This is a genomic window from Myxococcus sp. NMCA1 (genome assembly GCF_026810205.1).
GTDB lineage: Bacteria > Myxococcota > Myxococcia > Myxococcales > Myxococcaceae > Myxococcus > Myxococcus xanthus_A.
Window position 1 is genome coordinate 3763867 of record NZ_CP113950.1, and the last position, 19953, is coordinate 3783819.

At 67.5% G+C, this 19953-nt stretch carries 20 protein-coding genes; 8 read left to right on the forward strand and 12 right to left on the reverse strand.

Annotation, left to right across the window (positions count from 1 at the left end):
• Together OZ403_RS16115 and OZ403_RS16120 are read right to left on the reverse strand one after the other, a co-directional pair.
• A complete protein-coding gene (locus OZ403_RS16115) occupies positions 1 to 1659 on the reverse strand; it encodes a M14 family metallopeptidase (RefSeq protein ID WP_140790897.1) in 1659 nt (552 codons plus the stop codon).
• Positions 1660 to 2133: 474 nt separating this feature from the next.
• On the reverse strand, positions 2134 to 2865 hold the full coding sequence (locus OZ403_RS16120; RefSeq protein WP_026114162.1) for a DUF7873 family protein: 732 nt from the start codon (positions 2863 to 2865) through the stop codon (positions 2134 to 2136).
• A 238-nt stretch (positions 2866 to 3103) separates the two neighbouring features.
• Here OZ403_RS16120 and OZ403_RS16125 point away from each other — a divergent pair, with 238 nt between their 5' ends.
• On the forward strand, positions 3104 to 3685 hold the full coding sequence (locus tag OZ403_RS16125; protein WP_140798262.1) for a hypothetical protein: 582 nt from the start codon (positions 3104 to 3106) through the stop codon (positions 3683 to 3685).
• A gap of 66 nt (positions 3686 to 3751) precedes the next feature.
• On the opposite strand, the gene OZ403_RS16130 is transcribed toward OZ403_RS16125, so the two are convergent.
• From OZ403_RS16130 to OZ403_RS16140, 3 genes are all read right to left on the reverse strand, one after another.
• Positions 3752 to 4666, reverse strand: a complete 915-nt coding sequence (locus OZ403_RS16130) for a hypothetical protein (protein ID WP_268784557.1) — start codon at positions 4664 to 4666, stop codon at positions 3752 to 3754.
• A 69-nt stretch (positions 4667 to 4735) separates the two neighbouring features.
• Positions 4736 to 5956: a J domain-containing protein gene (locus tag OZ403_RS16135; protein WP_268784558.1), complete on the reverse strand. Its 1221-nt coding sequence runs from the start codon at positions 5954 to 5956 to the stop codon at positions 4736 to 4738.
• A 92-nt stretch (positions 5957 to 6048) separates the two neighbouring features.
• Entirely contained in the window at positions 6049 to 6888 is an 840-nt protein-coding gene (locus OZ403_RS16140; RefSeq protein WP_268784559.1) for a hypothetical protein, read from the reverse strand.
• 168 nt (positions 6889 to 7056) lie between these two features.
• Here OZ403_RS16140 and OZ403_RS16145 point away from each other — a divergent pair, with 168 nt between their 5' ends.
• Positions 7057 to 8001, forward strand: a complete 945-nt coding sequence (locus OZ403_RS16145) for a DUF808 domain-containing protein (RefSeq protein ID WP_140790901.1) — start codon at positions 7057 to 7059, stop codon at positions 7999 to 8001.
• A 49-nt stretch (positions 8002 to 8050) separates the two neighbouring features.
• Here the strand turns inward: OZ403_RS16145 and OZ403_RS16150 are convergent, their stop codons facing one another.
• Positions 8051 to 8866 carry an alpha/beta fold hydrolase gene (locus OZ403_RS16150; RefSeq protein ID WP_268784560.1) on the reverse strand — a complete coding sequence of 272 codons (816 nt, stop codon included), beginning with the start codon at positions 8864 to 8866 and terminating at the stop codon, positions 8051 to 8053.
• The gene (locus OZ403_RS16155; RefSeq protein ID WP_140790905.1) at positions 8863 to 9909 is read right to left on the reverse strand and encodes an NADP-dependent oxidoreductase; all 1047 of its coding nucleotides are present in this window, start codon (positions 9907 to 9909) and stop codon (positions 8863 to 8865) included. The genes OZ403_RS16150 and OZ403_RS16155 overlap by 4 nt, the downstream gene beginning before the upstream one ends.
• Positions 9910 to 10154: 245 nt before the next feature.
• Between OZ403_RS16155 and hflK the strand changes: the two genes are divergently transcribed.
• A complete protein-coding gene (hflK, locus tag OZ403_RS16160; protein ID WP_237080373.1) occupies positions 10155 to 11132 on the forward strand; it encodes an FtsH protease activity modulator HflK in 978 nt (325 codons plus the stop codon).
• Positions 11129 to 12067, forward strand: a complete 939-nt coding sequence (gene hflC / locus OZ403_RS16165; RefSeq protein ID WP_140790908.1) for a protease modulator HflC — start codon at positions 11129 to 11131, stop codon at positions 12065 to 12067. Before hflK ends, hflC begins: the two co-directional genes overlap by 4 nt.
• 87 nt (positions 12068 to 12154) lie before the next feature.
• Here hflC and OZ403_RS16170 read toward each other — a convergent pair whose 3' ends face one another.
• Complete coding sequence (locus OZ403_RS16170; protein ID WP_268784561.1) at positions 12155 to 12589, reverse strand: hypothetical protein; 435 nt, start codon at positions 12587 to 12589, stop codon at positions 12155 to 12157.
• Between the two features lie 27 nt (positions 12590 to 12616).
• On the opposite strand from OZ403_RS16170, the gene OZ403_RS39720 reads away from it, so the two are divergent.
• On the forward strand, positions 12617 to 12763 hold the full coding sequence (locus OZ403_RS39720) for a hypothetical protein (protein ID WP_442929813.1): 147 nt from the start codon (positions 12617 to 12619) through the stop codon (positions 12761 to 12763).
• Between the two features lie 68 nt (positions 12764 to 12831).
• Here OZ403_RS39720 and OZ403_RS16175 read toward each other — a convergent pair whose 3' ends face one another.
• Entirely contained in the window at positions 12832 to 14190 is a 1359-nt protein-coding gene (locus tag OZ403_RS16175) for a general secretion pathway protein GspE (protein WP_268784562.1), read from the reverse strand.
• 79 nt (positions 14191 to 14269) lie between these two features.
• On the reverse strand, positions 14270 to 15892 hold the full coding sequence (locus tag OZ403_RS16180) for an LVIVD repeat-containing protein (protein WP_140874814.1): 1623 nt from the start codon (positions 15890 to 15892) through the stop codon (positions 14270 to 14272).
• A gap of 524 nt (positions 15893 to 16416) precedes the next feature.
• Here OZ403_RS16180 and OZ403_RS16185 point away from each other — a divergent pair.
• Positions 16417 to 17328, forward strand: coding sequence for an endonuclease/exonuclease/phosphatase family protein (locus tag OZ403_RS16185; RefSeq protein ID WP_268784563.1), 912 nt, complete (start codon positions 16417 to 16419; stop codon positions 17326 to 17328).
• A 128-nt stretch (positions 17329 to 17456) separates the two neighbouring features.
• A complete protein-coding gene (locus tag OZ403_RS16190) occupies positions 17457 to 17996 on the forward strand; it encodes a hypothetical protein (protein ID WP_237078324.1) in 540 nt (179 codons plus the stop codon).
• 55 nt (positions 17997 to 18051) lie between these two features.
• Here the strand turns inward: OZ403_RS16190 and OZ403_RS16195 are convergent, their stop codons facing one another.
• Positions 18052 to 18606: a hypothetical protein gene (locus tag OZ403_RS16195; RefSeq protein WP_140790920.1), complete on the reverse strand. Its 555-nt coding sequence runs from the start codon at positions 18604 to 18606 to the stop codon at positions 18052 to 18054.
• A gap of 100 nt (positions 18607 to 18706) precedes the next feature.
• On the reverse strand, positions 18707 to 19462 hold the full coding sequence (locus OZ403_RS16200) for a hypothetical protein (RefSeq protein ID WP_237081892.1): 756 nt from the start codon (positions 19460 to 19462) through the stop codon (positions 18707 to 18709).
• 74 nt (positions 19463 to 19536) lie between these two features.
• Between OZ403_RS16200 and OZ403_RS16205 the strand changes: the two genes are divergently transcribed.
• Entirely contained in the window at positions 19537 to 19845 is a 309-nt protein-coding gene (locus OZ403_RS16205) for a hypothetical protein (protein ID WP_140790922.1), read from the forward strand.
• Positions 19846 to 19953 lie beyond the last annotated feature (108 nt).

Genomic DNA, 19953 nt, shown 5'->3' on the forward strand with positions numbered 1-19953 from the left:
CTACTCCGCTTTCTTCGGCGCGGTGGCGGAATCCACCACGCGGTGCACCGGGTACAGCTCACCCGTGGTGATGGCGCCATCGAGGAACTGCCAGCGGCAGAAGCCATCATCGGAGTGGGGCTCCAGCAGGTACACGGCGAGCGTGCCGGCGCGCTGGGCCGTGGGCACGTAGAGCGTCCCCGCGGGGAACTCGTGCGTGGTGCGCTCGGGGGCCACCGTGAGGACCGTCTCGAAGCGCACCGGCTTGGGCTTCTGGCTGAGCGGCACCTCGGCCTCGCCGGGCGGCGGCACATTCGCCGCCACGTCGGGGCTGAACGTCTCCTCGCGCCGGGCCACGCGGTAGCTGTCCACCGTGAACGGCCGGGACTTCGGCAGCCGCTCGAACTGGATGCCATGGCCCTCCAGCCGTGACGCGAGCTCCGGGGGGGCCAGATAGGCCTCGGGGGTGCTCACGGACTGGGTGGGAACGAAGGTCCGGTGGTGCGGCATCGCGTAGGTGCGCTTGCGCTTTCCGGGGTAGCGCCGCGCGGCGATGCTCGCCTCGTCGAACGCGAGGATGTTCGCCGTGTCCCCGGGCCGTGCGTATGCGGGGTACTCGAAGGCCAGGGCGCCCTTGTCGTCGCGCGTGGCCACGCCGTAGTTGATGCCGACGAGCGCCTCCACGTCGGGAGATTTGCCCCGCGCGATGATGTCCGCCTGCGTCTCGTCGGTGATGGCGCGGTAGGTGGCGGCGTTCCGGGCCGCGTCGCGGAAGAGCTCCAGCAGCCACGCGCGCATCACCGCGCAGCGGCGCGGGAAGTCGATGTAGCTGTACGTCTCCAGCAGCACGTCCAGCCGGCCGAGCAGGCCCCGGTAGTGGCTGCCAAAGCGCGGCAGCGCCGGGTACGTGTGCCAGCCCGAGCGCGGGTCGCCTTCGTCCTTGTAGTTGCCGTACCAGAAGCTGTCGAAGCCATGGCGGCCCTGCACGGCCTTGGCGACGCGCTCCAACATGCCCCGGTTGTAGGCGCGCAGCTTGGAGAAGAGCGGCTCGTTCGAATGGGACGTGTCGAACGTCAGGTCGAAGGCGTGGATGCTGCCGTCCGTGGTGTGGCAGTCGATGAAGACATGGGGCCACCAGGTCTGGTGCAGCGCGGCCATGGCGCGCGTCTCCGGGGCCTCCTGCTTCGTGCTGTCCCGGTTGAGGTTCCAGCCTTCGCCCGTGTAGCGGGTGCCCACGCCGCCCTCGGGGTTCACCTGTCCCTCGAGGTCCTTGAGGTTGAGCTTCCGGTTGTTCGGGCTGATGCGGTCGTTGCCGTCGGGGTTGAAGTTGGGCACCAGCACCAGGCACACCTTGTCGAGCAGCGTCTGCCCGAGCCGGGTGAGCGTGAGGTCCCGCGCGAGCGCGAGCAGGGCCTCCTTGCCTTCGACTTCGCCCGCGTGGATGTTGGCCTCCACCATCACCACGACCTTCTTCTGCTTGCGCGCCTGCTCGGGCGTGAAGCAGCCGCGGTCGCTCACCACCAGGGCCACTAGGGGCTGGCCTTCGCCGCTCTGGCCGAAGTCCACCCTGCGGGCGAGCTTCGTGCGGCGGCAGAGCTCGTCCACGAAGGCCAGCACGTCGGAGTGAAGGGACGTTTGCGTGTAGTTCGACGCTTCAGCGCGGGTCAGCAGCCGGTTCATGGGGGGCATCCGAGCGCTCCCGCCCAGGCGCGTCAAGTCCCGCCGCGCCGCTGGAAAAGAGTGAGCCCGAGCAGGGTGTCCTCCTGCCCGGGCTCGGGGTGCTGCCATGGATGAGACCCGCACGTTTAAGTTCCTGCCTGCGGTTGAGACCTCGGGTCCTGCGATTGAACGACCGCCGCGCAAGGGGAAATGGAGCGGCGGGCTGGAATTGCACCAGCATCACGAGGGAGGGGGCGGGAACGGTTGATCGGGCCTGCGACAGCGAATGCTGAGTCTGGAGTGAGAATTTGAGTTTGGGGTGCTTCGCGCGCTCGTGATGCCGCCTGCCTCTACCGTGATTGGGCTACCCCGCCGCAGGTGGTGCTGAATGGCGGGGGCAGGGCTCGAACCTGCACTGGGGACGGCCGGAGAACGCTCGGCGTGAGGCTGCTGCTGAGTTTGAGTCTGGACTCCAAAAGGTCTGCGGCCGTGAGCCTAGCCGAACAGGTAGCCGAGGAGGGCCTCGCCGGCCTTCATTTCCTCCACCTCGACGGCGTTCGCCTCTTCGCGGGCGAACTTGACGGCCTGCTGCAATTTCTCCACGCGCTCCAGCAGGTCATTCATGCGCGTGGCGGGGAGCGCCCCCGAGAACTTCACCGTCTTCCAGTAACCGACGACGATGTCCTCGTAATAGACCTCCACCTGGGCCGGGTGCTTCTCGGTGGCCTCGGACTTCACGTGGTTGCGGGGAACCTTCTTCGTCTTCGCCGTCTGCACGGGCTCGGTGGCCCACAGGCCCTGCGCCGGGTCGGGAACCCACGACTCCGACGGGTCCAGTGTGGGCAGCTTCTTCACGAAGGTGTGAAGGTCCACGAGCTGCTTCTCGAGGAAGAGAAGATAGGTGGCGGGAACACCCTTCAGCAGGACCCGGCCATCCACGCGCACGTCCGCCTTCGCGTGACAGTTGGTGAGGTCCTTGGTGGCGGTGACGTCGAAGAGCCGGGTGAGAATCTCTTGCGTCTTCTTGAGGACGTCTTGCGTTCGTACCTGCACGCGGGTGGATTCGGGGGGGAAGCGCTCACCCTCCTCGTCGCGGGGCTGATACGTGCGGGAGATGCCGCTGAGCAACTGCGGCTTCTGGAGGTCGTGATGGGCCTGGGTCAGCTCTTGCTGGGAGCGGTTCTTGACGCCCTTCTCGACGGCGATGATCTGGTTCAGCTTCGGCATGACGCCCCTGACGCAGCTTGGCGTCTCGCCCTGACATGCCATGTGGGATTCAGGCCTGTAGGGGGGACTCAAGAGGAGTCAGCTCGCCGCCGGGAGTGCGCTCCGTCCGCAGCTGGCCCGGGGATCCGGACGCCTGGGCCTCGTCCGTCGCAGTGTGTGCGTCCATGGGGGTGAGCCCTCATGCATGACGTCAGCACAGCGCCGCGCCCGGAAGGTCGCGCGGAAGGAGACACGCGTCATGACGGAGCAAGAGGCCTACGTGAAGCAGATGGATGCGGAGAAGCGGAGGCTCGACGCCCGGATTGCCGAAACGGAGGCGCAGGCAGACGTCCGCCAGGCTAGCGACGAGCTCAAGGACATGTCCGGCATTCGCCGCGTCTTCGACACGTTCCGCATCAAGCTGGATGAGCTGAGCAAGCGGCAGACGCAGAACTTCGACCAGGGCAAGGCCGAGCTCCGGAAGTCCTACGACGACACCAACCAGGCCGTCATCGAGATGGAATCCAAGATGGCGCTCGTCCGTGCCGGCTACGAGCGCAAGCGGGAGGCGGAGCTTCGAGCGCTTGGCGCGCAGGTGGATGGTTGGGAGGCGTCCGCCACGCAGTCCCGGGCCGAGGACTCACGGCTCACGCGGCAGGAACTCCAGTTCATCCGTCGCTCGCTCCATGACACGGAGTCCGCGCTGCGCCGGTTGATGAGCAGCCACGGCGAGAACTGGTCGAAGCTGAAGAAGGACTACGAGGACTCGTGGCGCGAGCTGCGGGAGCGCTCCGACAAGATTCGGGGGGGCGCGGACGTGCAGCCGTCCTCTCGCGCCTGAACCTGGACGGTACGTGGTCCGGACCGGGGGCGGTCCGGCCTCGCGCCGGGGATTGCGTACGCTGCGTCAGAACGCGCGGTTCACCGCGTAGCCGCAAATCTTGTGCTCGGCCTTGTACGTGTTGGGGCCGGGGATGCCGTCGATGGGGCCCGTATAGCCGAAGCTCCGGCCCACCGTCTGGACGCGCGTCCAATAGACCTTCCCGGGGATGCCGTCCTCCTGCGCGGACGTGCGGGGGCCGCCGCGGCGGTTCAGCTCGCGCGCGGTGATGCGCACGCGGGCCTTCTCCGTGTTGGGCCCGGTAACGCCGTCAATGGGCCCCGTGTAGCCGTAGTCGCGCCGGGCAACCGTCTGGATGCGCTTGTAGTAGATGGGGCCGGGGATGCCGTCGTACTCCGTGGTCGTCTGCGGCAGGCCGCCACTTGTCGGAGGAGGCGCGCCGCCGCCCGCGATGCGCCCGCCCGCGTAGTCCATGGACCAGCCGAGGTAGCGCGCGCCCGTCGCGGCCGAATAGCCGTGGACGCTGTTGACGCCGATGGCATCACCCCAGGACTGCGCCAGCTTGCGCGTGGCCATGAACACGGTGCCGCCACCGCCATTCAAGTCCGCGCCGACGTGGCCGTCCGCGCCAATGTCCCACCAGTGAAACGCACCCGTGGGCGCCTGGGTCGGGTCCATGGAGATGATGCGTGATGCGCGGAACGCCTCGATGGCGGAGGGCCGCGCCGAGGACTCCGGCAACTGGCCGAAGCGCCACATCAACGAACCACACCACTGGTCCCACGTGCCTCCGTCCCGCTTGGGATTGGCGGCGGCGAAGGCCCGCGCCCTGTCATAGATGGGCGAGTTCAGCTCGGACGTCTCGGTTTCGAGCGCGTCAGGATTGAGCGTCTCCGTGTCCTCGATGGCTCCACCACACGCACCAAGCACGATGGCCGCTGACACAAGCGCGGTGCTCCACGTCATCCTGTTCGTCTTCATCCCATGGCTCCTGTCATGGCCGTTCAACGCGAGGTTGTCGGCGGGAGCATGGTTGGAGTTTCCAGGAAACTAAGTTTTGCCTGTGCCTGGAGTTTTCCTGCGAACGTACTCCCAAGCTTCGATGAGCCTGCGCGTTTCCTCCTGCGCCAGGGCCTGCAGTTTGGGGCCGAGCTGCGCGACCTTGTCCGGATGGTACTGGGCCACCAGCGACAAATAGGCTCGCCGTGCATCCGCGAGCGGAGTGCCGGGCGTGATTCCCAGCACCTCCCATGCAGAAGCCACCGGTTCCGGTTCAGGTGCGCGAGGCGCTTCGGTGCGAGGTTCCGGTTCCGGCTCCACGTCTGGCGTGTCGTCCGCGTCGTCGGCTTCCTCGGCCTCCGCTGCTTCCTCCTCTTCGGGGGGCTCGGCGGGAGGCGCGGGCCGGTCGAAGCCCACGCCGCAGGTGGTGCACAGGAGCCGCTCCTGGGGCTCTCCGGATGCGGAGGGAACCACGCGTGTGTCGAAGCAGTCCCCACACACGATGTTGCGGCACGACTCACAGCGCGCGGCGGAGGGAGCGTCATCCAGGTCCTGGCCGCACCGGAGACAGTCGTCTGGCAGGGGGGCCTCTTCGCCACACCGCACGCAGTGGGCCCACGCGCGGTCCAGGCGGTGCTCGCACTCCGTGCACTCCAGGTCGCCGCCGCTCGCGGGCTCCCAGTGCTTCGTTTCTCCGCACCACGGGCAGTAAGGCATCAGCCACGCCAGCTTCCCGGTGCAGTCATCCGCGTCGCAGTCGAACTCGATCCGGTAGCCCTGGGCCACGGGCTCGGGCGCGTTGGCCTCGTCGAAGGACTCGCCACATGCCCAGCAGTGATTGAAGAGCGGGTGCGAGGGTGCCTCGCACGCCACGCAGACGGGGTTGCCGTGCTCGGCCTTCCATTCGACTTCGTCGCCGCAGCCGGGGCAGAAGCCCATGGCCTGCGTGACGTCCGGGTGCTGGCAGGATGACCTCGCCGCGTGGGCGGCTCGCTCGCGCTGTCCTGGCGGGGCGGGGAACGGGGGCTTGATGCCTTGCTCCGTCAGGTGCTCCCACCAGCAGGCGCGGCAGACGCGGCCCCGGGCCTTCCGGTTCTCGTGGCCGGGCGCCACCGGGCGTTGCCGGAAGTCACCGGCCTCCAGGACCTGCGTGCTCAGGCACACCTGGCAGACCGTGTCGCCGCAAACCTCGCAGCTTCCCGCGAGGCGGCGGACGCCCAGGCCCAGGATGCCGGCGGTCAGCACCTCCCTGCAGCAGGGGCAGGCTCGCATGGACTCCTCTCGCGGGATGGCCGGGCCGGGTGGGGCTCGGGTGGCGGGTGGGCCTCACGCATGCCCCATTCAGCCGGCCAGGTCCAGCGCGCTTACTCGCAGCCGATGCGCCGCGGGCCCACGGCGAGCTCGTCCATCCACCAGTCGGTGGGCACGGAGAGCCCCTGGTAGAGGAACACGCCGGCCTCGAGCACGGTGAAGTCGCTGACCTTCTCGCGCACCGGCCGCTCCTGGGTGGGCGGGTCGGAGAAGACGAATGTCTCTGGCCACTGGAGCTCGGTGCCATTGAGCCAGACGCGCGGCTCGGCGGCCTCCGGTTGCGTGCCATTGGCACCGTCGAAGAGCCATTCCAGACACGCCCATTCGTCGAGCACGAGCGGGGTGTCCGACACCTGCACCCATTCGGGGAAGCCCGGCGGCTCGGGTGGGTGCCAGATGGACATGTATCGCTGCCGGTAAGTGGCGACCTCGTACCAGTCGAGCGTGTCCATGGCTCCGCCCGTCTGGCCGGGCCTGGGGTAGCGGGCATTGAAGAGGCCTGCGTGCGACATGGGGCGCGCGGGGGACGTGTAGATGTAGGCGCGGCCCCACAGCACCGGGCCGAAGTGGGCGGGCAACTCGAAGCGGAGCGTCTTCTTGGGCCCCCCTTGGCTTCCCTCCGTTCCGCCAACGAGCTGACGGGCATGCAGGGCATACCGGCCCCGGTACGCGCGGGTGTCGTCCACGAGCAGCTTGCCGCTGAGCTCGTCGCGGTAGGGCGTCCAGCCGTCGGGGAGGTGGCCTTCCTCGAAGTCCCAGCAGAGCGCTCCGGGGGACTCACAGGCGTGAAGGGGCCGGTCCCCGGCCTGCCTCGCGGGAGGCGGGTGGGCGCAGGCAGTCGCCAGGAACACCAGCATCAGCCGGGGAACCCACCCGCGGCGTCGAGCTCGCATGTCACGACCCAGTTCGGTGAATCCAGGGAAAATAGGATGGCGGCGGGGTGGGGGACAAGCCGGGGGAGGTGACTATCGAAGCCGCGTGGACGCGCTTAATCCAGGCTATATCCAGGGTTTGGGACGTCTTCGCGACGCGCCCGTGCCCTCTACAACAGGACGATCCACGTGGCCGGAAGCAGCCTCCTCACCCTGATTGATGACATTGCCAGCCTGCTGGACGACATCGCGGCGATGACGAAGGTCGCGACCCGGAAGACCGCTGGCGTGCTCGGGGATGACCTCGCCCTCAATGCCCAGCAGGTCTCCGGCGTCAAAGCCGACCGCGAGCTGCCCGTCGTCTGGGCTGTCGCCAAGGGCTCGATGGTCAACAAGGCGATTCTGGTGCCCGCGGCGCTGGCCATCAGCGCGCTGGCGCCCTGGGCCATCACCCCGCTGCTGATGCTGGGTGGCGCCTTCCTGTGCTTCGAGGGCTTCGAGAAGGTGGCCCACAAGTTCCTGCACGGCAAGGAGGAGCAGGCGGCGCAGAAGCAGGAGCGCGTCAATGCGGTGGCGGACCCGTCGGTGGACCTGGTCGCCATGGAGAAGGACAAGATCAAGGGCGCCATCCGCACCGACTTCATCTTGTCCGCCGAAATCGTCGTCATCTCGCTCGGAACGCTCACCGCCGCGTCTTTCGGGATGCAGGTCGCGGTGCTGACGGGCATCGCCATCCTCATGACGGTGGGCGTGTACGGCCTGGTCGCGGGCATCGTGAAGCTCGATGACGCGGGCCTCTACCTGATGCAGGCGGAGGGCGGGTTCAAGCGGAGCCTGGGCCGGGGCATCCTGGCCACCGCGCCGTACCTGATGAAGGGGCTTGGCATCGTGGGCACGGCCGCCATGTTCATGGTGGGCGGCGGCATCCTCACGCACGGCATCGCGCCCCTGCATCACTTCATCGGGCACGCGGGCGCCGCGGCTGCGGCGGTGCCAGGCGTTGGCGGACTGCTGGGCGCGCTCGTGCCGTCGCTGATGGACGCGGTGGTCGGCATCATCGCGGGTGGCCTCATCGTGCTGCTGGTGATGGGCGCCACGCGGGCCGTCCAGTCGGTGCGGGCCAAGCCGAGCTGAGCCAGGTCGCCCCTGCGTGCCCGGGTGCTCCGGGCACGCAGGCGGCGCTTCACGCGCGTCCGCTCCAGGCCTGGACGTGGCGCAGGATGGCGGCGTTCACATCCCGGGCATGGGTAATGGGCCCCATGTGGCCCACGCCTGGGAACACTTGCAGCTCCGCGCGAGGCAGCACCCGGGCCAGCGTGTCGAGCACCCGCCGCTCGAAGGTGGGCGTGCGCTCTCCACCCAGCAGGAGCGTGGGCACGGCAATCGTCGCGTACGTCTCACGCGTCGTCTTGTCCGACGAGAGGCTGACGACCTCCTGGAAGACCTTCCAGCCCACCTTGAGGAAGGCCTGCTGCGTGTCCGCGTTGAGCGCGTCCCACGCGCCGGGCCCGTTCCATCCCGACACGAACGCGGACAGCCAGGCCTCGCCGGTGCCTTCGAAGGTGGACGGCAGGTCGGGCGCCCCTTCCCAGTCGTCCGGTTCGAGCACGCCGAAAGACACCGGCTCGAAGACGGCCAGCGACTTCACCGCCTGGGGACGTGACAGCGCGAGCTGCATCGCGAGGAAACCGCCGTAGGAGTGGCCCACGAAGTGCGCCGGCTGCTCCAGTCGCGCCGCCAAGGCCTCCAGCGCCGCCAGGTCCTGTCGAAAGTGGAAGGGCGTTCCCGCGGGCCACTCGCTGGAGCCGCCGTAGCCAATCAGGTCCGGAATGACGGCCCGGTGGGTCGTGGCCAGGGTGTCGCCCAGCTTCCGCCACTGGCGGCCGGAGAATCCGCCGCTGTGCACGAGGACCACCCGTTCTCCGGCGCTGCCCACGTCGCGATAGGCGAGCGTCTGTCCGTCCACCTCCAACATCTTCGTTGCCGTGTCGGTCGTCATGCCGTTTCGTCCACCTTCACCACGAGCTTGCCGAAGTTGCGGCCTTCCAGCAGCCCGAAGAAGGCCTCGGGCGCGTTGTCGAGCCCGTTGACGATGTCCTCGCGGTAGCGCACGCGTCCCTCGCGAACCCACGCGCCCATCTCCCGGTAGAAATCCGGAAGCTGGCTGACGAACTCCGACTGGATGAAGCCTCGCAGCGTCAGGCTCTTGGAGAGCACGTCGCGCATGACGAGGGGCAGCCGGTTCGGTCCCTCGAAGGGGCCCGTGCTGTTGTACCAGGCGATGAGGCCGCAGACGGGGACTCGCGCGAACGGATTGAGGAGCGGGAAGACGGCGTCCCAGACCGCGCCGCCCACGTTCTCGAAGTACACGTCCACGCCCTTGGGGCAGGCTTCCTTCAAACGCTCGGCGAAGTCCGGAGCGCGGTGGTCCACGACAGCGTCGAAGCCAAGCTCGTCACGCACGTACGCGCACTTCTCCGGTCCTCCCGCGATGCCCACCGCGCGAGCCCCCTTGATCCTGGCCAACTGCCCCACCGTCGCGCCGACAGGCCCGCTGGCCGCGGCGACGACCACCGTCTCGCCCGGCTGAGGCCGTCCAATCGTGAAGAGGCCCGAGTAGGCGGTGAATCCCGGCATGCCGAGCACGCCCAGCGCGGTGGAGACAGGGGCGGCGGCCGGGTCGAGCTTGCGCAGACCTTCACCCTTGGACAGCGAATAGGTCTGCCAGCCCGAGTAGGAGAGGACGATGTCGCCTTCCGCGTAGCCCGGATGCCGGGAGCGGACGACGCGGGCGACGGTGCCGCCGACGATGACCTCGCCCAGGTCCAAAGGACGGGCGTACGACTTCGCGGTGCTCATCCGGCCTCGCATGTACGGGTCCAGCGACAGGTACTGGACCTTCAGCAGGAGTTCACCTTCGCCGGGCTCCGGCACGGAGACGTCCTCGATGCGGAAGTTCTCCCGGGTGGGCCGGCCTTCGGGCCGGGATGCGAGCACGATTCGTCGGTTGGTCAGGTCACTCAACGGATTCCTCCCTGGCAAGTGCGGCTTCCCTAATGACCGTGCTGTGGAGCGTCAATCGAAGTGACGTGCCCATACCGGTCAAGCGCGTGAGCGCTGCGCACGGTGCCCGGCTGGCTGGAATTCTCGTGGAGCCCCTTGCATGAGCAGCCTGTACGGGGGAAGACGGATGGATGGCATGGAATCCTCGCGTCATGAACTCCGACCCACGAGGGCGGGATCCGTCAGACGTCCTACGTGAGCTGCGGCGGCAGCTGGGGCCTGGGATGGGGCGCCGCCTCCTGTTCGCGGTGCTCGGCCTGTTCCTGCTGGTGGGGCTGATGACCAGCTACGCCCAGGTGGAGCCGGACGAAGTGGGCGTCATCCTCCGGCTGGGGCGCTTCGTGGGAACGGTGGAGCCGGGCCCGCATTTCCGGGTGCCCTTCTGGGTGGACCGCATCGTGAAGGTCCCGGTGCAGCGTCAGCTCAAGGCGGAGTTCGGTTTCCGCACGGAGGCCTCCCGCTCGCGCGCGGGCTCAGCCTATGCGGCGGAGTCATCGGACATGAAGCGCGAGTCGCTCATGCTCACCGGTGACCTCAACGTCGCGGTGGTGGAGTGGATCGTCCAGTACAAGATCAAGGACCCGTACCAGTACCTCTTCAAGGTGAAGAACGTGGAGAGCATGCTCCGGGACATCTCCGAGGCCTCGATGCGGGCCGTCGTGGGAGACCACTCGGTGAACGAGGTCCTCACCACGGGCCGCCAGGCGGTGGCCACCCAGGCCAAGCTGCTGCTCCAGGACCTGGCGGACCGCTACGAGACGGGCGTGGACATCCAGCAGGTGGTCCTCCAGGACGTGAACCCGCCCGACCCCGTGAAGCCGTCCTTCAACGAGGTGAACCAGGCCATCCAGGAGAAGGAGCGCGTCATCAACGAGGCCTACGCCGAACTGAACCGCGTCATCCCCCGCGCGAAGGGCGAGGCCGAGGAGGCGCTGCGCAGCGCCGAGGGCTACGCCATTGAACGTGTGAACCGCGCCAAGGGTGAGGCGGACCGCTTCGCTCGCGTCTACGAGGAGTACCGCAAGGCGCCGGACGTCACCCGCCGCCGCATGTACCTGGAGACCGTGAGCCAGGTGCTCCGGAGCGCCGGGCAGAAGGTCGTCCTGGATGAGTCCGTCAAGGGGCTCACGCCGCTGTTGAACATGCAGGCGACCGACCCCGCGGTGTCCGGGAGCGCGAGCCAGACGGAGGGCCGCCGATGAGCCGCCTTGTCATTCCCCTTGGCGTATTGGCCGTCCTGGTCGTCGTGGTCGGCTTCTCCGCGACCTACACCCTGAGCGAGCACGAGCAGGCCGTCATCACCCGGTTCGGCGAGCCGAAGGGCTCGTCCGTCGTGGACCCGGGGCTCCACTTCAAGATGCCCTTTGTCGACACGGTGAACCGCTTCGACAAGCGGTGGCTGGACTGGCGCGGTGACCCGAACCAGATTCCCACCAAGGACAAGAAGTACATCTGGGTGGACACCTTCGGACGCTGGCGCATCGTGGACCCGCTGCGCTTCTTCCAGCGCCTGCGCGACGAGCGCAACGCGCAGTCCCGGCTCGACGACATCATCGATGGTGAGACGCGCAACACCATCGCGTCGTTCGCGCTGATTGAAGCGGTCCGCTCCACCAACCGCCCCTTCGAGGACGACGAGTACACCGCCGAATCGGAGCGGGCCGAGTCGCTGGAGCAGGTCGCCCAGGGCCGGGACAAGCTCACTCGCCAGATTCGGCTGCGGGCCGCGGAGATCGTCAAGGAGTTCGGGGTGGAGCTGGTCGACGTGCAGATCCGCCGCATCAACTACGTGGACGAGGTCCAGGTAAAGGTGTTCGAGCGGATGATCTCCGAGCGCAAGCGCATCGCCGAGCGCTCCCGCTCGGAGGGCATGGGCCGCGCGGCGGAGGTCCGGGGTCAGCGTGAGCGTGACTTGAAGGAGATCCGCTCGGCGGCCTACCGCAAGGCCCAGGACATCACCGGCGCGGCGGACGCCGAGGCGACGAAAATCTACGCGGAGGCCTTCGGCCGGGACCCGGAGTTCTACCAGTTCATGCGGACGCTGGAGGCCTACCCGGATGTCGTGGACGCCTCCACGTCGCTGTTCCTGGGCGGCGACTCCGAGTTCTACCGGTACCTGCGCAGCTCCAAGAAGTAGACGGGAAGGGCGGGGCGTCAACGGCATCCTGGCCGCTGATGCCCCGCTTCCGTGCCGTACGGAGAGGGCCTGGACTGCCTGGACCGCTTACGGCACGTAGGGACAGTCGAAATAGATGTCGTCAGAGACGCTGTCCCCCATGAACTGGCGGACCTCGAATCGCACGTGCGCCACGGTTCCCGGTGTGCATCTGCCGAAAGCCATCGCGGTCATCGTGATGTCATCGCCGAGCATCATTTCGTCGGTGTAGTGCGGAAACGGGCTGCTGATGCCGCCGCAGTCAGTGATGGTGGCCGTCAGTGGCGTCAAGGCCTGCTCTCGGTGCTGGAGCGGCGTGTCATCCTCCGTGCCGAGAGGCTCCGGCAGTCCACCCAGCTGTCGCTGGTGGGCGGTGTCCCACTCGCCATAGAAACGCGCTTGCTGGTGCTCATCGGCTCGGCCTGCCATGACGAGTCGCAATACCCGGAAGGTGACCGCTTCGACCTGACGCGGACGGGCCCGTAGAACCTGCCCTTCGGGCATGGCGTCCACTTCTGTCTGGGCGCACAACTGGCGCGCACGGAGGGGCCGGTGGCGTTGGAGGCGCTGCTGGACCGCTGTGGCGCGCTGGAGCGCGGCCCCAGTCCGATGACGTGGCATCGCACGCTGGTGGTACGAGGACCGGTCACGCTCCCAGTCATGTCGCGCCCCGCATGATGCGGGGTGAGTCTTCTCAGTGGGTCGGCGTGCGTCGGGCTCCCGGGTCGCGAGACGCCGTCCGCAAATCAGCGCCGCGCCTTCTGCCCGGCGTTGGTGGTCTCCGCCACGAGGCACATCACGGAGTAGAGGTTCATCGTGTAGAGGCTGTTCTCCGGCTCCAGGTCCGCCGCCTTCTGGAACAGCGCCGTGGCGCGGTCGTAGTCGCGCTGATGGTTCAGGAGAATCATCCCCAGCCGGTTGTAGAGCGGCGCGGGGGACGACAGCAGGCCGATACCTCGCTCCAGCAGCTCAATGGCCTCGGCCCACCGACCCGCCTGTTCCAGCCGGATGACACGCTGGAGCACGTCCTCGTTCGCGTCCTCCTGCTTGGGCGGCGGTGCCGGACGCACCGGGGCCACGGCGGACTCGGAGACTGGCTGCGCCCTGGGACGAGGAGGCACCGTCGCCTGCGTCACCGGTGCGGCGGGGGGCTGGGCCATCTGCGCCGTGCCAACGTCTCGGACAGGGGCTGCGCCTCGCACAGTGGGCGGGGGAAGTTCATACAGCTTCGTGACGCCGCGCTCCTCCAGTGACGCGAAGAGGGCGTGCAGCTCCACTTCCGTGAGCTGGGTGATGAGCGCCAGCTCCGCCAGCGACGTGTGTCCGTCCACCAGCGATAGGACATACGCCTCGAAGGGGCTGAGCTTCAGGTTCGCCACGCTCAAGCCCCCGACGATGAAGGGCCGCGCATGGGTGCCTCCTGTGGGCGGCTGGAACGAGGCGACACGTGTGGCTTCCGCCTGCGGTGCGCGCGGCGTGCCCGAGGTTCCACGGCGCTCCGGCTGGGTCAGCAGCGCCCGGACCAACGACACATTGTCCCGGGGCGGCAGGTCCTCCACGTGACGCACGAGCAGCAACTCACAGCGCTCGCACTGGAAGTCGCCCACCTGCGTGGGGGCGCCGCAGTGAGGGCACGCGTCGTCCTCGGGTGGGTGCTCGAATGCGAGCGCATCCGCATAGTAGTGCTTGCGGATGGCCGCTCGGATGGACCTGCGCACCGCGACGAACGGCAACACCTGGGTGACGCCCACCGTCCGGACGATTTCCTCCAGGGCCCGCTGTCGCTGGGGCTCGGCAATGGCCACGTACAGCGTGCCCTGTGCCAGGCGCAGGGGCATGAAGTCGAAGCCCTCCGCGAGCCGCACCGGCACCTTTTCGAGCAACGCGGGCGCCACCGTGGCCTGCGCCAGCTTCTCCGTCGAGACGAAGCGCGTCTGGAGCTCCTGGGCCAGCAGCCGCAGCACCGGCGTCTCGTCCACGCCCAGCCGCACCAGGCACTCCCCGAGCTTCTGGCCTGTCTCCTGCTGATGCGCGAGCGCACGGGACAACAGCTCTGGCGTCAGCACGCCGTCCAGCACCAGCCGCTCTCCGAGTCTCCGCGTCATGAACCGGGATTCAAGTCGCTGCGCCGGCTTCGCGTCCACCGGCATCGTGGGTGAGGGCGCCTGATGCGTGCTGCCGGGTTCAGAGCTCGTTGAAGACGAGCAGGCCGCGGGTGGTGTCCACCACGTACACGTGGCCATCTCCAGGGACGCGGATGCCAATGGCGCCCTCGAGCAGGTTGTCGGTCCGGCCGGGGTCTGATTCGCGGAAGGTGTTGAAGTAGGCGACCTCGCGCGGCTGGGTGGGGTTGCCGACGTCCAGCACGCGCAATCCCTCATGGTAGTAGGCGATGTAGAGCCGCTGACCCTTGAGGATCATGTTGTGGATGGAGGTCTGGGGGCGCAGTTGGTACCTGCCGATGAGCGGGATGGCGGTGGGGTCCGTCACGTCCAGGACGCGCAGGTGGGCGCCTTGGTATTCGCCTCCCTCGAAGGCGATGGTCTTTCCCGCGAAGGTGCCCACCGCGCCCGCGTGGCTGGTCGTGAAGCTGTTGTCGGTGTCGAACGCGTAGTGGCCCAGCTCCCGTGGGTTCGTCGGGTCCTTCACGTCGAAGACGATGTACCCCGCGAAGAAGTGATTGACGTAGAGCCGGTCCTGATAGGCGAAGGAGTCGTGCGCCGAGGGCGTCAAGGACGTCGTACTGGACGCCTGGAAGCGGCTGAGCAGTTGGGGGTTGAGCGGCGTGGAGATGTCGAAGATGAGCGTCTCGCCGTGCGGCGCGGGGCCTGGAGACACGGCATACAGCCGGTTGCCGTCCACGAAGAGGGTGTGGACGTCCAGAGTTGCTCCGCCGGGTGCGTTGCGCACCAGGATGGGGTCCGCGGGGTTGGAGATGTCGAAGACCAGGACGCCCGCGCTCCTGCTGGCGATGTAGAGCGCGTCCTCCTTCGTCCATGCCGCGTTCCAGTACGAGTCGCCCGGCAGGGAGATTTCCTTCTTTCGGATGGGATTGCTCGGGTCGCTGACATCGAAGACCGTGAGCCCGCCGGGCGCATCGGTGCGGTCGTGGTTGATGGCCACGACGTAGGCGTGCTCCCGGTGGACGTAGACATCCACTGGCCGCCCCATGGAGATGGCCTGCTCCGAGATGAGGCGAAGGCCGCCTGACGCCTCGGCTTCATTCCGGCCCCAGGTCATCCGCGCGGCCTCGAAGGTGCCCCAGGAGGAGACCTTGCCATTGGAGCAGCGGACGAAGCAGCCTGTTACCAATCCCGGCTGGGGAGCGTCGCAGCCCGCGAAGGCGAGGTCCCGCTCCACGCCTCGCTGGGTGAACCGTGTCGCGATATGGAATTCGCCATTCAATTGCTGGCGCGTGAGCGCGTGGCCGTCCAGCGTTCCCGTGCTCCCGTCCTGGGGAACCCGAATGCCGGCGAAGTCCGGGAAGCCGGCGGCGTGGCGCATGTCAATCTGGTAGATGCCATGCGCGTCCAGGTTGGCGAGTGACGCGAGGTCGCACTGCGACACGTCGAAGTGGGAGGGATTGTCGCAGTCAATGGCGGTGCCCTGGGGCACGGTGAAGGAGCAGGGCGCGTACTCGCCACGGTCGACCCAGTCCGTTGGCTCGACCAATGGCGTGTACGTCCCGTCCCAGGGTTCTTCGGGAGGCGGCGGTGGTTCCTCCGGCGCCGACGTGTCAGAGCAGCCAATACACAGCCCGATAATGCCGAGGACGAGGGCATGAAGACGCAGTGACGTGAAAGGCATGGCGCGAGCCTCCTGGCGCGGCGTGGTCCGCGAGGAGTGTAGGCGCTCAGGTCAGACACGGCGAGGCATGCGCCGGACGTCATGCCTTGGTGTTCACTAGACAAGGGGTGTTTGGGTTTTGAAGCGTTTTGTTTATTCTGTGCGTTTGTCTTGGACACCCGCGCGTTGCCCCTCATTCGCCCAGGCGAACCGCGATGAGCGCGATGGCCAGGAGGGGCAGGGCGCCCTGGACGATGCTGGCCTTGAGGAAGCGGCGGTTGCTGGGTCCCTTGGCAGCGGCGAAGCTCGCCCGTGCCGCCGCGAGCGAGGTCGAGGATTGGGCTCACTCAGAAGGTGCTTGAGCGCATCTGTGCAAGCACCGCATCCGGCCGCCTGGTTGGCCTGGGCCATGAGGCGGTTGCTCCATCAAGGCGTTCACTCCCTCTGTTGCTCTGCGCCCGTTTGAGGGAGCGGTGCGGTGTTGACGCCGCCATGGGTGGAATCTCTGGGGCGCTGCTTCGTTCAGTTGCGCGATGCACCGGTCCTTGAAATGCAACGATGCACGCGACGCCGCGGCGGAGGCGCCTGGCGCCAGAGAAGGCGTCTGGCCGCCTGGCTACCTCCAGCGGCTGCGCATCGCGCCGCCGTGGGCGCTTCTCCTTCTCACGTTCCTGACGGGGTGCCCGCTCGCGGAGAACTACACCGATGAGGCCGGCCCCCGGTACAGCGGCGACCATCGGGGGCCTGGCACCGTCTCCACCGAGGTGCCCGCTTCCATCACCGTGGTGACGTTCAACCTGGCCTTCTCCGAACAGGTCACCGAGGCCATCACCGCGCTCTCAAGACCTCCGCTCGCGGGGGCGGATGTCATCGCGATGCAGGAGATGGACGCTGCGTCCGTCGACCGAATCGCAAGTGAGCTGGGGTTGGCCTACGTCTACTACCCTGCCTCCGTGCAGGTGGACGACGACGACTTCGGGAACGCGCTGTTGAGCCGGTGGCCCATCGTCGCGGACCGGAAAGTCCACCTTCCTCATGACGACCCGTACCATCAGCGCCGCCGCATCGCGGTCCTCGCGACGTTGGACATCGGTGGGACCCTGGTTCAAACGGCCTCCGTGCACAACGCCACGCCCATCGTCGGGCTCGGCGGGCGACTGGACCAGGCGGAGACCATCATCGACGCGATGGAGGGAACGGGACCGGTGCAGGTCATCGCCGGCGACTTCAATACCTCGGACCCGGGAAGCCTGAGGCAGATGGTGAAGCTGTTTTCCGAGCGGGAGTTCCAATGGGCCTCGAAAGGCGTGGGGGACACGGTGGACTCCGTGATTGGCGGCCTCCCACTCGACTTCGTCTTCGCCCAGGGGCTCGCTCCGCTGGAGCGCGGCGCTGACCGGCGTCCCTCGGGGAGCGACCACCATCCAGTTTGGGTTCGGTTCGCATGGCCCCCATGATGCGGGGATTCGGCACACGGGCACTATGGGTGAGCGGGACACTCGTTCTTGCGCCTGGCTGTCTGAGCGGTGCTCGGAACATCGGCGCCGCGACAACCCCCGTTGGGACGACAGAGGTCGGCGTTTCATTGAACGCGCTGGCCTTCGAGCATGGGCGGGAGCAGGCGTACCTCCCCAGCCCCGAGCTCACCTTCCGCAAGGGCGCTGGAAAGAACTGGGATTGGGGCGGCCGCCTCACGTTACTGGGTCTGGAGCTTGGAACACGGCACCGGCTCATCGAGCAGTCCCGGTGGACGTGGTCCGTCGCTCCGAGCGCGGGAATCTGGTACGTGCCCGTCACCAACAACTACACGGAGCCCGTCAACCTCCGGCTCGGAGCGCAGACCCTGCTCGACTATCGGCTGAGCCGCGCGTGGACTCTGACCGGTGGCGCATCGCTGACAGGCGCCTTCGCGGGACCGCTCACCGCCTTTCAAGGGCGGTTCAATGGATCGAACCTGCTGCTCTCACCGGGGGGCTCCCTGGGGGTCGGGTTTCGCTTGAGTCCCTCCTTCGAAGTGCGAGCAGAGGGGGGCCTCGAGTTTCCTCTGAACATCAGGGGTGGGAGCCGCCCGCCCACCGGCCATGCCGGGCTGACGTTCCGCTGGAGCCGTGCCGACCGTCGATGACGGTGCGCGCACCACCAGGGCCTCTCGGAGAAGCCCTGGCGGCACGAGATTCAACTCACTGCATGTTGGTGACGATCTGCGTCTGACACGTGACCGGGTCGATGAACGACTGGGCCGCGTCGACGGTGCAGACGGCGCCGCCGTAGGTACCGAAGAAGACCTGCGCGTTGCAGGCTCCGGCGACGTCAGTGACCTCCACCCGCCAGACACAGGTCTTCGAGCCGGCCGGATTCGTCGGGTCGACCGTGTAGTAGTACTGCTGGACAACCATCGGGGCGGGGGCGCTGACCTGGAACCCACCATAGGTGCCGGTGGGCACGGGGTGGGTGTTCCAGATGCCATTGAGCGTGCCCGTCAGGATCTGGAGGCCCAGGTGGAGGTCGACGCCAGTCTGGTTGAAGACGAAGAAGTCTTCAATGGCAGGGCCGACGGCCTCCACCGAGGGGCCCTTCCGCACGGGTACCTGCACCGCACCCTCACGGAGGCTGACGTACTCGCCACGCTGGGTGAGGGAGTCGGGAAAGTCGAGCTCGATCTGCCCGGCGAAAGCGATCGACGGGGTGAGAGACAGCAGCGAGCCAGCCAGGAAACGCTTCACGTTCCTCGTCATGGACTACTCCTGTGTTGTTTGTGCGGGGTTGGCCGAAGCCAATTTCTTACTAGCACTGGTCTTGATTTAAATTCAAACATAAACTGGCAAATCTGGCAATTCAGTGAATATGGATGATTGCGGCCCGGGCGTGGCGCACGTCATGGGATGTCAGACTAAGGGGTTTCCGCTGGGGCAAGACAGACTTGCGTCGCGGCATGTGCGCCGCATGCCCTGTTAGTTCCATGGGGCATGATGGCTTGTATGTACTGTGATTGGTCGCCTCGAAGGGCAACTTCCCCGTCAGGACGAGTCCCACCGCTGAGCCATGCCGGACACGGCCGGGCTCTCCCGGGCCGTGCCCGCCCTTGTCGCTCAGCGGGATGCTGAAGCGGACGCCCACGGAGGCGTAGATGAAGGTCAGGTACGGAGCGATGTGGAGGCCGGTGGTGGGCAGGTGGTCCTTCGTGCCCGTCTGGTGAAAGACGCCCAACTCTACTCCGCTGAAGAGGAGGGTGCCCTGGATGCCGCCGGAAAGCCTGGCATGGCCGTCGGTCATCCACTGGCCCTGACCGAAGACGCCCAGGGCGCCGATGTCGTCCACGGCGTTGAAGGTGGCCTCCAGGCCCAGACCGAAGTGTGGATTGTCCACGAGGCGTTCGATGCTGACGAGAGGCCCGATGGTGAGCCACTGCTCGTCCTTGGGGAGAGAGGGGTCGGCCTGGACTGCCAGGGGGACGAAGACGAGGAGAAGGGCAGGGATGAGACGTGGGAACATGGCGTTGCGGATTGCAACGCGGATGCCTTGGGTCGTGCGCTTGGAGGACGCGGCGGCGGCCTGTGCAGCGGGGTACACGGTGCGCAGGGCGTGGCGCATCGGGTTGCCCCGGGGCGCCCGGTTCGCTCTACCAACTCGCGGACGGCCCCACCTTCCAGCACAACGGCGACACCATGATTGCCGGCGTCATCTACAACCAGGAGGCGTTCGACTGGATTCGCGGCAACACCCTGGGAGGAGACCCGCGCTTCGATGAGGGCGACGTCATCACCGGGTCCCTTCCGCCGCAGGGGCAGATGGCGTCGATGTCGGCGTTCCCGGAACGCGCCATCGTGCTCAATCACATGGACTGGCCAGTGCCCGGTGACGCGTGCGGCGCCCTGCCGGTCTGGGACAACCCCACGCCGCCCACGCCGTCGATGTACATGGGCTACGAGAACTTCCAGACGGCCTTTCCTCGAGTGGAGACCCAGGCTTGCTGACCCCGCTGAAACCCAGCGACGCTCTCTTCAAAAGTCTGCTGCTGCTCGACTTCCAGTGGGCGTTGAGCGACCGCGCCCTCGCGCCCACGGTGCCTCCAACTGCCGCTC

Coding starts and splice junctions, on each gene's coding strand:
- OZ403_RS16175 (WP_268784562.1), bottom strand. CDS start 14,190: ATGACGCGGAGACTCGGAGAGCGGCTGGTGCTGGACGGCGTGCTGACG.
- OZ403_RS16135 (WP_268784558.1), bottom strand. CDS start 5,956: ATGCGAGCCTGCCCCTGCTGCAGGGAGGTGCTGACCGCCGGCATCCTG.
- OZ403_RS16115 (WP_140790897.1), bottom strand. CDS start 1,659: ATGAACCGGCTGCTGACCCGCGCTGAAGCGTCGAACTACACGCAAACG.
- hflC (WP_140790908.1), top strand. CDS start 11,129: ATGAGCCGCCTTGTCATTCCCCTTGGCGTATTGGCCGTCCTGGTCGTC.
- hflK (WP_237080373.1), top strand. CDS start 10,155: ATGGGGCGCCGCCTCCTGTTCGCGGTGCTCGGCCTGTTCCTGCTGGTG.
- OZ403_RS16120 (WP_026114162.1), bottom strand. CDS start 2,865: ATGCCGAAGCTGAACCAGATCATCGCCGTCGAGAAGGGCGTCAAGAAC.
- OZ403_RS16205 (WP_140790922.1), top strand. CDS start 19,537: ATGATTGCCGGCGTCATCTACAACCAGGAGGCGTTCGACTGGATTCGC.
- OZ403_RS16140 (WP_268784559.1), bottom strand. CDS start 6,888: ATGCGAGCTCGACGCCGCGGGTGGGTTCCCCGGCTGATGCTGGTGTTC.
- OZ403_RS16200 (WP_237081892.1), bottom strand. CDS start 19,462: ATGCGCCACGCCCTGCGCACCGTGTACCCCGCTGCACAGGCCGCCGCC.
- OZ403_RS16195 (WP_140790920.1), bottom strand. CDS start 18,606: ATGACGAGGAACGTGAAGCGTTTCCTGGCTGGCTCGCTGCTGTCTCTC.
- OZ403_RS16125 (WP_140798262.1), top strand. CDS start 3,104: ATGACGGAGCAAGAGGCCTACGTGAAGCAGATGGATGCGGAGAAGCGG.
- OZ403_RS16170 (WP_268784561.1), bottom strand. CDS start 12,589: ATGCCCGAAGGGCAGGTTCTACGGGCCCGTCCGCGTCAGGTCGAAGCG.
- OZ403_RS16180 (WP_140874814.1), bottom strand. CDS start 15,892: ATGCCTTTCACGTCACTGCGTCTTCATGCCCTCGTCCTCGGCATTATC.
- OZ403_RS16150 (WP_268784560.1), bottom strand. CDS start 8,866: ATGACGACCGACACGGCAACGAAGATGTTGGAGGTGGACGGACAGACG.
- OZ403_RS16130 (WP_268784557.1), bottom strand. CDS start 4,666: ATGAAGACGAACAGGATGACGTGGAGCACCGCGCTTGTGTCAGCGGCC.